Source organism: Pantoea alhagi (genome assembly GCF_002101395.1).
Classification (GTDB): domain Bacteria; phylum Pseudomonadota; class Gammaproteobacteria; order Enterobacterales; family Enterobacteriaceae; genus Mixta; species Mixta alhagi.
Window position 1 is genome coordinate 1609008 of sequence record NZ_CP019706.1, and the last position, 13977, is coordinate 1622984.

The 13977-nt window shown below is 51.6% G+C and carries 15 protein-coding genes; 4 read left to right on the plus strand and 11 right to left on the minus strand.

The annotated features are described in order from the left end of the window. Positions 1-145: 145 nt before the first annotated feature. The gene (gene yieH / locus B1H58_RS07525) at positions 146-808 is read left to right on the plus strand and encodes a 6-phosphogluconate phosphatase (RefSeq protein ID WP_085069147.1); all 663 of its coding nucleotides are present in this window, start codon (positions 146-148) and stop codon (positions 806-808) included. A 190-nt stretch (positions 809-998) separates the two neighbouring features. Here the strand turns inward: yieH and B1H58_RS20580 are convergent, their stop codons facing one another. The 7 genes from B1H58_RS20580 to cspG form a co-directional block, all read right to left on the minus strand. Further along, the gene (locus B1H58_RS20580) at positions 999-1346 is read right to left on the minus strand and encodes a hypothetical protein (protein WP_157130155.1); all 348 of its coding nucleotides are present in this window, start codon (positions 1344-1346) and stop codon (positions 999-1001) included. 416 nt (positions 1347-1762) lie between these two features. Then, positions 1763-2497, minus strand: a complete 735-nt coding sequence (gene phoU / locus B1H58_RS07530) for a phosphate signaling complex protein PhoU (protein WP_085069149.1) — start codon at positions 2495-2497, stop codon at positions 1763-1765. A gap of 12 nt (positions 2498-2509) precedes the next feature. After that, complete coding sequence (pstB, locus tag B1H58_RS07535; RefSeq protein ID WP_085069151.1) at positions 2510-3277, minus strand: phosphate ABC transporter ATP-binding protein PstB; 768 nt, start codon at positions 3275-3277, stop codon at positions 2510-2512. A 46-nt stretch (positions 3278-3323) separates the two neighbouring features. After that, positions 3324-4211 (minus strand): phosphate ABC transporter permease PstA, encoded by an 888-nt coding sequence (pstA, locus tag B1H58_RS07540; protein WP_085069153.1) that lies wholly within the window; start codon positions 4209-4211, stop codon positions 3324-3326. Beyond that, on the minus strand, positions 4208-5170 hold the full coding sequence (pstC, locus tag B1H58_RS07545) for a phosphate ABC transporter permease PstC (protein WP_085069155.1): 963 nt from the start codon (positions 5168-5170) through the stop codon (positions 4208-4210). The genes pstA and pstC overlap by 4 nt, the downstream gene beginning before the upstream one ends. A gap of 107 nt (positions 5171-5277) precedes the next feature. Further along, complete coding sequence (gene pstS, locus B1H58_RS07550) at positions 5278-6321, minus strand: phosphate ABC transporter substrate-binding protein PstS (protein ID WP_085069157.1); 1044 nt, start codon at positions 6319-6321, stop codon at positions 5278-5280. 416 nt (positions 6322-6737) lie between these two features. Then, positions 6738-6950: a cold shock protein CspG gene (gene cspG / locus B1H58_RS07555; RefSeq protein WP_085069158.1), complete on the minus strand. Its 213-nt coding sequence runs from the start codon at positions 6948-6950 to the stop codon at positions 6738-6740. 492 nt (positions 6951-7442) lie between these two features. Here cspG and B1H58_RS07560 point away from each other — a divergent pair, with 492 nt between their 5' ends. Then, a complete protein-coding gene (locus tag B1H58_RS07560) occupies positions 7443-8345 on the plus strand; it encodes a LysR family transcriptional regulator (RefSeq protein ID WP_085069160.1) in 903 nt (300 codons plus the stop codon). A 9-nt stretch (positions 8346-8354) separates the two neighbouring features. Here the strand turns inward: B1H58_RS07560 and B1H58_RS07565 are convergent, their stop codons facing one another. Next, positions 8355-9278 carry an NADP-dependent oxidoreductase gene (locus B1H58_RS07565; RefSeq protein WP_085069162.1) on the minus strand — a complete coding sequence of 308 codons (924 nt, stop codon included), beginning with the start codon at positions 9276-9278 and terminating at the stop codon, positions 8355-8357. A gap of 229 nt (positions 9279-9507) precedes the next feature. Between B1H58_RS07565 and B1H58_RS07570 the strand changes: the two genes are divergently transcribed. Together B1H58_RS07570 and B1H58_RS07575 are read left to right on the plus strand one after the other, a co-directional pair. Continuing rightward, the gene (locus B1H58_RS07570) at positions 9508-10017 is read left to right on the plus strand and encodes a Crp/Fnr family transcriptional regulator (RefSeq protein ID WP_085069164.1); all 510 of its coding nucleotides are present in this window, start codon (positions 9508-9510) and stop codon (positions 10015-10017) included. Between the two features lie 57 nt (positions 10018-10074). Then, positions 10075-10584, plus strand: coding sequence for a YgjV family protein (locus tag B1H58_RS07575; RefSeq protein WP_085069166.1), 510 nt, complete (start codon positions 10075-10077; stop codon positions 10582-10584). A gap of 94 nt (positions 10585-10678) precedes the next feature. Here B1H58_RS07575 and B1H58_RS07580 read toward each other — a convergent pair whose 3' ends face one another. The 3 genes from B1H58_RS07580 to glmS form a co-directional block, all read right to left on the minus strand. Beyond that, entirely contained in the window at positions 10679-11299 is a 621-nt protein-coding gene (locus B1H58_RS07580; RefSeq protein WP_237172482.1) for a nitroreductase family protein, read from the minus strand. Between the two features lie 203 nt (positions 11300-11502). Next, positions 11503-11748 carry a DUF1471 domain-containing protein gene (locus tag B1H58_RS07585; protein ID WP_085069170.1) on the minus strand — a complete coding sequence of 82 codons (246 nt, stop codon included), beginning with the start codon at positions 11746-11748 and terminating at the stop codon, positions 11503-11505. A 298-nt stretch (positions 11749-12046) separates the two neighbouring features. Beyond that, the gene (gene glmS / locus B1H58_RS07590; protein ID WP_085069172.1) at positions 12047-13876 is read right to left on the minus strand and encodes a glutamine--fructose-6-phosphate transaminase (isomerizing); all 1830 of its coding nucleotides are present in this window, start codon (positions 13874-13876) and stop codon (positions 12047-12049) included. Between the last annotated feature and the right edge of the window lie 101 nt (positions 13877-13977).

A 13977-nucleotide genomic window follows, 5' to 3' on the forward strand; every position in this document is an offset into this window, starting at 1 on the left:
AAAGAGGTCGCCGCGTATGCTAGCGATTTTGACGCAACAGTACACTGATTTTTCGCAAACGGTTGCGGTTTCCGGCGGGCGGCTGGGTCGCATTTTACGCTCAGTCGGGTAAAGTGGGCTTTTTCCCTGGTAAGGATGAGGCAGAATGACGATTGAATGTCTGTTTTTCGACTGTGACGGAACGCTGGTGGATAGCGAATTGCTCTGTACCCAGGCGTATGTTTCCACCTTTTCCCGCTACGGCGTGCATCTGCCATTACAGGAGATGTTTGAAAAATATAAGGGCGTCAAACTCTACGATATTATCGCTGACGTTAACCAGCAACACCCGCTTGATGTCGCAGTGGAAACTTTTGAACAAGAATATCGTGCAGAGGTGGCTCGCCTTTTCGACGCACAGCTACAGCCGATCCCCGGCGCCAGAGCTTTAATGGAGCAGATTAACGTACCGGCGTGCGTGGTCTCTAACGGCACGGTAAAAAAGATGCAGCACTCTCTTGGGCTGACCGGCCTGCTTCCTTTTTTTGGCGATCGCCTGTACAGCGGCTACGATATCGGCCACTGGAAGCCGGATCCACAGCTGATGTTTCATGCTGCTGAGCAAATGCAGGTGCCGATTGAACGCTGCCTGCTGATTGATGATTCAGAGGCAGGGGCGCGTGCCGGTATTGCGGCAGGCATTCCGGTTTTCTATTATTGCGCCGATGCGCATAACGCGCCGCTCGATCACCCGCTGGTTACCCCGTTTGATGATCTGACGCGGCTGCCAGCGCTGTGGAACGCGCGGGGCTGGCATCTTACTCGTTGATTTCACCGCTCATAAAAAAGCCTCAACCCTGTCGTCAGGGCTGAGGCTTTATTCAGACAGCCGTTATTTTTCAATCCATGCTGTTGACCAGGCGGTACCTACACCCGGCTCAAACTGGTTCGCACTGCCCGACCACTGTGAGCAATATCCTGAGTAAGGGAAAGGTTTACATTGATAAACTTTACCGTTTTCAGGCTGCAGCACCAGCGGTTTTTATCGGTAAGCTCTTCAGTAATAGTAAGCGTGGTGGCAAAAGAGATAACTTCTGCATTATCCCAGAAGAAGCGAACCTTAACTTTGTCACCCGGGCGCAAATCTTTACCATAAAGCTGGCCTGATAGCCGGTACGCGCAGGAACATCAGATTCGTGCGCCCTATTAACAGCCGGTACGCGTCCATGACCTTCAATGAGATAGCCATGGGCCCATGCGCCACTCATCGTCATCGCAGATACTGCTAAAGCAATTAATTTAATCTTCAAACATTTACGTCCCGTGTAAATAAAAAAGAACATCTTTATATATTCACGGGACAACATTCTGGAATCTTTTACCGTTTAATTAAGACAAAACAGCTTGATATACTTAACCTTATATTATCTCGCTCTGTTAAATAACTTTATTTAAAAATGAAATGTAACCTGTGCTTTGACAAGCGCGTAGAGAAAGAAAAGGTGATTATTGAACCAACAAAAGGATGCATACCATCAAAAAAAACCGTAGAAGAACGTTATATCAGTTAACGATATGCTAATAAGTCGCTGATAAAAATCGGGTAAAAGCTAACGGCTATGGTTAATTGAACTTCAATATAAGGCTGGAAATTAATTACCAGAAGAAGAGACAGCAGCGTTTGAGTCTGCGCTTTATATCTTAAATCTCACGGGACGGTTTTACGCTCTGGTATGAAGAAAAGTTTACCCGCATGCCAGGCACGCACTGCGGGTAATCTCAATCAGGCGGGGCTGCTGCCGTTATCATCTCCAGCTAACAGCTTGTCAAGACGGTCGCCGCCGACGTGGCGGAAATCCTGCCCCTTCACGAAATAGAAAATAATTTCGCAAATATTCTGACAGCGATCGCCAATGCGCTCGATCGCGCGGGCGCAGAACAGAGCGGTTAGTACGCTGGGGATCGTACGCGGGTCTTCCATCATGTAGGTCATCAGCTGACGCACAATGCCTTCATATTCCTGGTCGACTTTTTTATCTTCACGATAGATTTCTACCGCCGCGCTCAGATCCATACGCGCGAAGGCATCCAGCACATCGTGCAGCATCTGAATAGTATGCCGTCCCAGCGACTCCAGACTGACCAGTAACGGCTGATGCTGCTGGCTAAACTTCTCCAGCGCCGTGCGGCTGATTTTTTCCGCTACGTCGCCAATACGCTCCAGCTCAGAAATGGTTTTGATAATTGCCATTACCAGACGTAAATCGCTGGCGGTCGGCTGCCGCTTGGCAATAATACGCACGCAGGCCTCATCAATATCCACTTCCATCATGTTGACCTTCTGGTCACCATCAATAACCTGCTTCGCCAGCTCTGCGTCCTGGTTATGCATCGCGGTAATGGCATCGGTGAGCTGCTGCTCAACCATGCCGCCCATTATCATGACCTGGGTGCGGATATGCTCAAGCTCAGCGTTAAACTGGCCGGAGATATGCTTGTTCAGGTTTAAATTGTCCACATCGATCTCCAGTTAACCATAACGGCCAGTAATGTAGTCTTCAGTTTGTTTCTGATGCGGTTTGGTAAACAGCGTGTCGGTATCGCTGAACTCAATCAATTCGCCCAGATACATAAATGCGGTGTGGTCGGAACAGCGTGCTGCCTGCTGCATATTATGCGTAACGATCACTACGGTGTAATCCTGCTTCAGCTCGGTAATCAGCTCTTCGATACGACCCGTTGAGATAGGATCCAACGCCGAGCAGGGCTCATCCAGCAATAGCACTTCCGGACGAATAGCGATACCGCGCGCAATGCACAGGCGCTGCTGCTGACCACCGGAGAGGCTATAGCCACTCTGATGCAGCTTGTCTTTGGTTTCATTCCATAGCGCCGCTTTACTCAGTGCCCACTGAACACGCTCATCCATTTCGGCACGTGGCAGCTTTTCAAACAGTCGGACGCCAAAGGCGATGTTGTCATAAATCGACATCGGGAAGGGCGTTGGCTTTTGAAACACCATGCCAACCTGTGCGCGCAACAGCGCGATATCCTGCGTATCGGCCAGAATGTTTTCGCCGTCCAGCAGAATTTCGCCCTCGGCGCGCTGATCCGGATAAAGCGCAAACATTTTATTAAAGGTGCGCAACAGAGTCGATTTGCCGCAGCCGGAAGGACCGATAAACGCGGTGACCTGATTACGGGCAATATCCAGATTGATGTTTTTCAATGCATGGAATTTTCCATAATAGAAGTTCAGATCGCGAACCTGAATTTTGCCGGATGTCTGATTAACCATAGTCTTCTCTTTCTCTTAACGCCGCGTCGTTATCACAACACGGTAATTAATGTTTTGATTTGGCAAAAATCACGCGCGCCAGGATATTCAGCAGCAGAACGCACAGCGTGATCAGCAGAACGCCAGCCCAGGCCAGGCTTTGCCACTCGGCAAACGGACTCATGGCGAACTTAAAGATGGTAACCGGCAGGTTGGCCAGCGGCTGCATCATGTCGGTGCTCCAGAACTGGTTCGACAATGAAGTAAACAGCAGCGGGGCGGTCTCCCCGGCAATACGTGCAATGGCCAGCAGCACACCGGTAATGATGCCGGAAACTGAAGCCTTCAGCGTAATGGCGGAAATCATCTTCCATTTTGGCGTACCCAGCGCATATGCCGCTTCACGCAGGCTATCCGGCACCAGTTTCATCATGTTTTCCGTTGTGCGGATAACAATCGGAATTTGCAGCAGCGCCAGCGCTATCACCCCAGCCCAGCCGGAGAAATGCTGCATCTGCGCCACCACGATGGTGTAAACAAACAGGCCAACCACAATAGATGGGGCTGACAGCAAAATATCATTAATAAAGCGGATCACTTCCGCCAGCCAGGATTTACGGCCATATTCCGCCAGGTAAATCCCCGCCATAATGCCCAAAGGCGTGCCAAACAGGGTCGCCCACAGGATCAACAGGCCACTACCGGCGATGGCGTTAGCCAGCCCGCCGCCTGCCGTATTGGGCGGCGGCGTCATTTCAGTAAACAGCGCCAGCGAAAAGCCATCGACGCCGCGCGTAATGGTGGTGAAGAGGATCCACACCAGCCAGAACAAGCCAAACGCCATGGTTAATAATGACAGCATCAGAGCAATTTTATTCCGCAGGCTCCGGCGCGCCTGCATTTTGCGGCGTGAAGCCGCCAGCTCTGTTCGGGCGTGCATATCCATTGTCGTCATGAACGCGCCCCTTCATTTTTCGTCAGCCGTAAAATCATCAGTTTTGAAATAGCCAGTACGATAAAGGTAATCACAAACAGGATCAGGCCCAGTTCCATCAGAGCCGCGACGTGCACACCTGATTCCGCTTCTGCAAACTCATTAGCCAGCGCTGACGTGATACTGTTGCCCGGCATATAGAGCGATACGCTGTCAAGCTGGTAGGTATTACCGATAATAAAGGTCACCGCCATGGTTTCCCCCAGCGCACGTCCCAGCCCCAACATAATCCCGCCAATCACCCCGTTTTTGGTAAACGGCAGCACGATACGCCAGATCACTTCCCAGGTTGTACAACCAATGCCGTAGGCTGACTCTTTCATCAAAACCGGCGTCTGCTCAAAGACATCACGCATTACTGAAGCGATATAAGGAATGATCATGATGGCAAGGATCACGCCAGCGGCCAGAATACCGATGCCAAAAGCTGGTCCTTCGAACAGCGCGCCAACAAACGGAATAGTGGAAAGGACGTTGCCAACTGGCGTCTGGAAGTATTCAGCAAACAGCGGCGCGAATACAAACAATCCCCACATGCCGTAAACGATACTGGGGATCGCAGCCAGCAGTTCAATGGCGACGCCCAGCGGACGACGCAGCCAGCCGGGCGCCAGCTCGGTCAAAAACAGCGCAATGCCGAAGCTCACCGGCACCGCGATCAGCAGCGCAATCAGTGAGGTGACAACAGTGCCATAAATCGGCACCAGTGCGCCAAAATTCTCTGCAGGGGCATCCCACTCTTTATTCCACAGGAAAGAGAAACCAAATTTCTCAATGCTGGGCCAGGAAGAGATAATCAGGGAGATAATGATGCCGCCCAATAACAAAAGCACAACCAGCGCTGCCAGCTTTACCAGCGCGCCGAACAGAATGTCGCCTTGTTTTCCTGGGGCCTTGAATGACGGCCTGGATTCAGCCATAGATTTCTCGACAGATAAAATTCACAGGGGCGGCATTCAGCCGCCCGGATACTGCAGGTCGGCTTTCAGCCGACCCCTGCGACAGTGCAGAGCACTGTTGAAACGTGTTACTGGTACAGCGCTTTGCCAGAACTATCTTTGATTTCTGCTTTCCAGGCGGCGCGGATTTGCTCGACCACCGAGTCAGGCAGCGTTGCGTAATCCAGGCTGTTTGCTGTTTTATCGCCGTCTTTATAAGCCCAGTCGAAGAATTTCAGCACTTCAGCGCCTTTTTCCGCATTAGCCTGATTTTTATACATCAGAATGAATGTTGTAGAAGTAATAGGCCAGGCGTCTTTACCTTTCTGGAAAGTCAGATCCTGAGCGAAGGTTTTGCTCCAGTCAGCCCCTTTAGCGGCATTACTGAAACTCTCTTCGGTCGGGCTAACTGGCTGACCATCGGCATCTATCAGCTTAGTGTAGGCCAGCTTGTTCTGTTTGGCATAGGCGTACTCAACGTAGCCAATAGAGCCTGGCAGACGCTGAACAAATGCCGCGATGCCATCGTTGCCCTTACCGCCAAGACCCGTTGGCCAGTTAACGGTGTTGCCTTTACCTACCTTCTCACTCCACTCCTGATTTACTTTAGCGAGGTAGCTGGTGAATACGAAGGTCGTACCGGAGCCGTCAGCGCGACGTACCACGGCGATATTGGTTTCTGGCAGTTTCACGCCCGGGTTCAGCTTAGCAATTGCCGGATCGTTCCATTTTTTGATTTTGCCGAGGTAAATATCACCCACGGTCTGACCATCCAGCGTCAGCTGACCAGACTGGATACCCGGCAGGTTTACCGCCAGTACCACGCCGCCAATCACGGTAGGAAACTGAAACAGGCCATGTTTTTGCAGATCTTCATCTTTCATTGGCGCATCGGACGCACCAAAATCAACTGTTTTCGCGATTATCTGTTTAACGCCGCCAGAGGAGCCAATGCCCTGATAGTTAATTTTACTGCCGGTCGCTTGTTGATAATCCGCTGCCCACTTGGCATAAACCGGAGCCGGAAAGGTACCGCCTGCGCCAGTAAGATCGGTCGCTGCAAAAGCAGAAACCGCGCTCAGCGAGAGGGTGGCGGCAACAAGTTTGGCTACGGTGCTACGCATCAGTGTCATATTCCCTCCAGGGGAGTAAAGGTCAGGGTGTATGCCGTTGTAGTAAGGATTAGTATTGCTGCAGGAGGGAAAATAGGACAGTTTAGTGACAGCGAGATGTACGTAATATGACAGTTTTGTGACGAAGGCAAAACGTACAGCGTGGATTTGTTCACAACTTTGCTCAGGGCGGCGAAATAAAACAGGCAGACAAGCAAAATAACGAAGCGGATGCCGATCGGGCGGATGAAAATCGATCAGATAAAAAAGCAAGCTTTAACAATCACCGAAAAATGTACGGCAGGAAATAGTTGCCATTCATTTATCAATTTCTGAAAACAAAAAAACCCGCTCAGGGCGGGTTTTTATCACTAACGCTTAACTGCTCAGGCTGTTGCCGTCATCGCTATCGTAAGCGTTAGCGAGGTCATCTACGCTTACAGCGCGACAACGTTGGTCGCTGATGGGCCTTTAGCGCCGTTCTCGATAGAGAACTCTACTTTCTGGCCTTCATCTAAGGTTTTGAAATCGTTGCTCTGGATAGCAGAGAAATGTACGAATACATCTTTGCTGCCGTCCTGAGGAGTGATAAAGCCAAAACCTTTCTCAGCGTTGAACCATTTTACTAAACCAGTCATTTTATTAGACATTGATATTTCCTTGCTTGTTTTTTGAGCCACTCTTGGTGACGAATATGGTCTGCTTTGCAGATTTTTACTTATGGGGCACTTAGGAGGAGCTCACGAGGAAGGATATCAATAGATAGCGCTTGAACTGAGGACTGCTTTACTAAAACTGCTTACATAAGGTCTGTGTTTCAAACCGATGACGCTATACTAGCCTGGGTCCGATCCACATTGCAAGCTTTAACTTCACTAATATTAAACCGGTGCCGGGTAACGGCATTCTCACTCCGCTATCGCTCAAAAATAAAAGAGTGGCTTAACAAAAGTAAAAACCTTTAGCCGCAGCCGTTTATCTCTTTCCTTGCCCCAGCCGTGATTGATGTTGCGCCTGTAAAACGATGCGCGCTGAACGCGGCGGCACTGAATGCTCATCCGCTAGACAACCTGATTCTTTAAAGGCATGGTTCCTTTCATAAACGCCGATCGTTGCGCGTCGGTACATCCAGGAAAGAAAAAATGATCTCAGAACCAGGTACCCCTACGCTGGATCAGCTGCGGGTTTTTCTTACGGTAGTCGAAACGGGCAGCTTTGCTGGCGCGGCCCGCAAGCTGTATCGCGCCACATCCGTAGTGAGTTATTCAATCGCTAATCTGGAAATGCAGCTGGGCGTTACTCTTTTCGATCGCAAAAGTACTCGTAAACCACAGCTGACTGAGGCGGGTCATGCGGTACTGGCTGAAGCCAGAACAATCTATAACGGAGTCGACGGGCTACGCGCCAAAGTTCGCGGCCTGTTGCAAGGTTTGGAAGCTGAGGTTCATCTGGTATTAGATGTAATGTTGCCTGGCGAACGGGTGGTGGATGCGCTTAAGGCTTTCCGCGAGCGCTTCCCAACTGTCTCTTTGCATTTGCAAATTGAAGCGCTGGGCGGGGTAATGCAGCGGGTTCTTGAACGCAGCGCAACGCTGGGGGTTAGCGGCCAGCTCGCTATGCGCGTTGATGGCCTTGAGCGTATCAGCGCCGGCAAGGTGACGTTGATCCCGGTGGCGGCGCCCACTCATCCACTGGCGGCAAAACATCCGCAGAGGCCTGGCGCAGGCCGGGAGCATGTGCAACTGGTTCTGACAGATCGATCCACGCTCACTCAGGGCCAGGAATTCGCGGTAGTAGGTACACATACCTGGCGGCTGGCGGATTTAGGTGCCAAACATATTCTTCTGCGTGAAGGTATCGGCTGGGGCAATATGCCTGAACCCATGGTGCGTGACGATCTGGCCAGCGGCCGCCTGGTTCCGCTGACGCTTCCTGACTGCCCGGGCGGCGATTACGGATTTGATGTCATTTACCGTAACGACTCGCCGCCAGGCCCGGCGGCAACCTGGCTGGTCTCCCGCTTCTGCGAACAGGTCGCGGAATGACCATGCTATTCACAGGCTGGCATCAAGCACCCGTTTGCCGCGGGTATGACCATCCATAACCCGACTCAATGCAACCCTGGCCTGGCTTAAAGGCACGACCTCAACGTCAATGGTCAATGCACCGTTAGCAAACAGGGCAGCAATCTGCGCCAGTTGGCTTCCGTCCGAACGCGTGGCGAAGTGTTTGCCCACTACGCCCGCCGCTTCCGCTATCGCCTGATCCGGTGGGGTGACGGTTGAGACCAACACGCCGCCCGCTTTAATTAATGACCATGAGCGAGTCTGCGTCTCGCCCCCCACCAGATCCAGTACAACATCGACCTTCTCACTCACTTTTTCGAAAGAGGCGTGGGTATAGTCAATAACCTGTTCAGCCCCAAGCGCTTTAAGGTAATTTTCATTCTGTGCCGATGCGGTAGCGATCACCCTGACACCAGCAATGCGTGCCATCTGCACTGCCATGCTTCCCACGCCACCAGCGGCACCATGGATAAGTAATGTCTGACCAGGCTTAATTTTTGCGTGCTCATGCAGCGCCTGCCAGGCCGTCAGGGCTGCGGCCGGTACACCGCTGGCCTGTAGCGCAGACAAACGTACCGGTCGATGCGCTAATCGATCGGCCATCGCGAGAGCCTGAGTGGCATAGCCGCCTGTGATACCGATAAACCCAAAGACCTCATCACCTGCCTTAAATTGCTGCACTGCTTCACCGGTTGCGATAACGCGTCCGGCAACTTCTACGCCAGGCGTGTAGGGTGGCTCAAGCGGAACAAAGGCTTTCATGGCACCAGAGAGAAGCTTCCCGTCAATGGGATTAACGCCGCTGCCCGCTACCTCAATCAGAACCTCATTCTGGCCCGGAACCAGCGCCGGAAGCTCCTGTAAAAAAAGCTCATCGGTTTTACCGTAATGCATTGCGCGTATCGCTTTCATGATGTTCTGCCTTGTCGTGAGTCACAGACTTACCCCTTTGGTAAGCCGCGGTAAGATCATCATGCGCGCAATCTGCTTAACTAAAAACCCACCTAATTTCGATGATTAGGTTCTACAAAATAGAACAATGAAAGATCAGAGCGTAGCGAAACGCAGTAAGTTATCCGGGTATAGTGAGCCATTACTTGCTGGTCAGAGAAGAACACAGGTTCTTTAACGGAGAAGCATTATGTTTCCTGAGCGCTACCTTAAACAAACAGCGATGCATGCCAGGCAAGGCGACTTTCTTCTGCGCCAGGGGGAGCAGCAGGAAAATATTTTTTTTCTGCAACAAGGGATCGTTCGCGCGGTGCATGTCTTGTCAGATGGCACCGAACGGGTAAAAGAGTTTTATTTTGCCGGGGAGTCCTGTTTTCTCTACCTTAGCTGGCTGGCCAGAGTGCCATCCCGCTACAGCTTGCAGGCGATCGCGCCCTGTTCGTACCAGCGACTGCCGCTGGCTTATCTTGATACGTCGGAAGGCGCAGAGCTGGCTGATGCTCTGTTGCGCCAGCAGCTTATTTATAAAGAGCGTAAAGAGGAAATGATGCTTTTGCATGCGCCGGAAAAACGCTACGCCTATGTGCTTGAGCATTTCCCTGAATGGAGTGAGCGTCTGACTCAGCGTGAACTGGCCAACTATATTGGTATTACGCCTGTCAGCCTTTCACGCATTCGACAACGCATTAACAAAGGTTAATGCGCCTTCCTGAGGCTTGTTTCATCCTCTTCTTTTGAATGAAGAAGAGGAAAAACCGTGTCTGTCTTTATGCTTTCGCAGCTTATCGCTGGCGGCTCATTTGTTTGCGATTTGGTGGCTTTTTTTCTGCCCGGACGCGTGGCGGTGCTGCGCCTGTTGGCGCTTTCTACCGCTCTGCTTGCGGCGCATTTTGCTTTGCTGGAGCAGAAAAGCGCAGCCGCGATGATGCTGTTAGCCAGTGTCAGATATGTTATTGCGAGCAGGACAACAAACCCAGCCATCGCCGGGTCCTTCTGCCTGATCGCGATAATCTGCACGATTCTGACATGGCGTAATGCCATCGATCTGCTTCCGCTGGCGGGCAGCCTGTTAATGACGCTGGCCGCCTTTAAACAGGATCGGGTAAAGCTCAGGCTTTATACCCTGGCGGGCAGTCTGTTCTGGCTGACCAATAATCTGCTATGCCATTCTCCGGTAGCCGCAATGATGGAACTCACTTTTATCAGCAGTACGCTGGTTTCGCTTTACCGCATTTATCGGACGCGGCTCAGCATTCAGCAGCAGTAAGATTGATATCACCGGGAAGGGCGGTTTTGACTGGCGTCAGAGTCGTGGAATAAGAGTCAATGCGGAAAAGGCCGCCAGCGGCGGCCTGACAGGATTATCTGGCAATAATAAAACGTGCGTTATCATCCATATAAGTTTTCTCACCAGCTGGCGCGTTGATGGAACCGAAGTTCATATGCCCTCGCAGCAGCCAGCTCTCCGGGATATTCCAGGTGCGCTGCACATCAGCATCAACTAAAGGATTATAGTGCTGTAGATTAGCGCCAATTCCTTTTTCCGTCAGCGCCAGCCAAACCGCATACTGGGCGATACCGGTGCTGTGTTCAGACCAGACTGGAAAGTTATCCGCATAGGAAGCAAACTGTTCCTGCAGGCCTTTTATAACTTGCTGATCCTCAAAGAACAGTACCGAGCCAGCTGCAGCCGCAAAGCCATCGATTTTATCTGAGGTGCCCTGAAAATTTTCTGGCGGAACAATTTTTCTTAATTGTTCGCGGGTTAATTCCCAGAACCGATGGTGTTCCTGCCCCAGCAGGATCAATATCCGGGAGCTTTGGGAATTAAATGCCGAAGGCGCCTGCCTTACTGCTTCTTTAATCGTCTCGATAATCTCCTCTTCCGCCAGCGTCAACCTGTTACCCAGGGCGTAAATAGTCCGGCGGTTTTTAGCCAGCGCTAAAAAGCCCTCAGCATGTTCTTGCTCGCTCCCAGTGATCGGATTAGAACGCGCCTGCGAAGCTGAATGTTTCGTTTCGGTAAAAAAAGATGAAAAAGCACTCTTGATGATGTTCATATTTACACTTGCTTTTTTATGCTCTTTTCGGCCGTGCTGACAATTCAGTGAATGGCGGCAGAAGAGAGAAAGACCATCCGTTGCTGGAAAGGGTGCCCTTACAAAGCACTCTCTCCAGTTCATTTTTATTTGCTGAGTACTGCCGTTACGTAAGCGCCATTGTTAACGCGTGCGCCGGTAATTTTATAGGAGGCACCAGCCTGAACTGCCTGAGCGGCGATCTTAGCTTCAGCACTATCCAGAGTAGCAGCGGTCGCGCTAATGCTTTGAGCAAAACCGCCAAAGGAAATAAGAGACAAAACTGAAACAGCAACGGCGTTTTTAACCAGTGATACCGCTGAATCTGCAACAAAATTTTTGATAGCTTTCATAATAATCTCTCCAACATGTTTTATACGTTATGAGGCAATCAGCCTCGATGAGAGAAAGGATACTCATGTAAAGAGGCGATTGAAAGCTGAGCTATTTGCTCAAATCAATCAAAAATTATGAAAGAGATCTCAGGGTATTTTATCTCCCGAACGGGGATGCAGCTGGCGCAGCGTTTGCGTAACGCATAAAAAAATCCGGCATGCTGTTAACAGCATGACCGGATTTTTCATTTTACCGTTTCAGTCCAACGTAACGTTAAAGCGGCCTCGTCCGTGGCCGCTTTATATAAGATACGTTTTATTCCACAGTAACCGATTTTGCCAGGTTACGCGGCTGGTCAACGTCGGTGCCTTTGATCAGCGCAACGTGATAGGAGAGCAACTGTAGCGGCACGGTATAGAAGATCGGTGCAATAACCTCTTCTACATGCGGCAGAGAGATAATTTTCATGCCTTCACTGTCGTTAAAGCCCGCATCCCGATCGGCAAACACATACAGCAGACCGCCGCGTGCGCGTACTTCTTCAATGTTGGACTTCAGCTTCTCCAGCAGTTCGTTGTTCGGCGCAACGACAATCACCGGCATATCGGCATCAATCAGCGCCAGCGGGCCATGTTTTAGCTCGCCAGCGGCGTAGGCTTCCGCATGAATATAGGAGATCTCTTTTAGCTTCAGCGCCCCTTCCATGGCGATGGGATACTGATCGCCACGGCCAAGGAACAGCGCATGATGCTTATCAGAGAAATCTTCCGCCAGTGCTTCAATCAGCTTATCCTGCGCCAGCATCTGCTCAATACGGCTCGGCAGCGCCTGCAAAGCATGGACAATATCATGCTCTACCTGCGCATCGACGCCTTTCAGGCGACCAATTTTCGCCACCAGCATCAGCAACACCGTCAACTGAGTGGTAAATGCCTTGGTAGAGGCCACGCCGATCTCCGTTCCGGCTTTGGTCATCAGCGCCAGGTCAGATTCACGTACCAGCGAAGAGCCGGCAACGTTGCAGATAGCCAGCGAGCCCAGATAACCCAGCTCTTTCGACAAACGCAGCGCCGCCAGCGTATCTGCCGTTTCGCCCGATTGCGACAGCGTAATCAGCAGGCTGTTTTTACGAACCGCAGATTTGCGATAGCGAAACTCAGAGGCAATCTCCACATCGCAGGGCAGGTTAGCCAGTGACTCAAACCAGTAACGCGCCACCATGCCGGAGTTATAGGAGGTGCCACAGGCGATAATCTGGATATGCTCTACCTGACTCAACAGATCGTTGGCGTTGGCCCCCAGCTCAGAAAGATCAACCTCGCCATGACTAAAGCGCCCGCTCAGGGTGTTTTTGATCGCGTTAGGTTGTTCGTAAATTTCTTTTTGCATGTAATGACGGTAGCCGCCTTTGTCGCCAGCGTCATACTGTACGGCGGATTCAATCTCGCTACGCTTGACCGGCGCGCCTGCACGGTCAATGACGGTGATTTCACGACGCGTAACTTCGGCAATATCGCCTTCTTCCAGGTAGATAAAGCGACGGGTTACCGGCAATAGCGCCAGCTGATCGGAGGCAATAAAGTTCTCGCCAACGCCGCAGCCGATGACCAGCGGGCTACCTGAACGAGCCGCTACCAGCAGTGACGGATCGCGGCTGTCCATAATCACCATGCCATACGCACCGCGCAGTTGAGGAATCACGCGCTGTACTACTTCACGCAGGCTGCCGCCCTGTTTCTGCTCCCAGTGCACCAAATGCGCGACCACTTCCGTATCGGTTTCCGAAGCGAAGTGATAGCCGCGTTCGATCATCAGCTCACGCAGTGGCTCATGGTTTTCGATGATGCCGTTATGCACAATTACGATATGTTCAGAAACGTGCGGGTGCGCATTCACCTCAGACGGCTCGCCGTGGGTTGCCCAACGGGTATGCGCGATCCCGGTGCCGCCAATCAGCGGATGCTGCTCAGCCGCCTCAGCCAGTTTCTGTACCTTACCAACGCGACGCAGGCGCGTAACGTGCCCTTGTCGATCCACCACCGCTAAACCTGCGGAGTCATAGCCGCGATACTCCAGGCGGCGCAAGCCTTCCAGCAGTATCTCTGCGATATCACGTTGCGCAACCGCGCCAACAATTCCACACATAGTTCTATTCCTGACTCATGGCGCTCATGCGCCCAGCGTTGTCATCTGACCTGATATACCAGCTTTGCTGGTTCCCCCGAGCCTTGTAGAGAGTGGGGGTT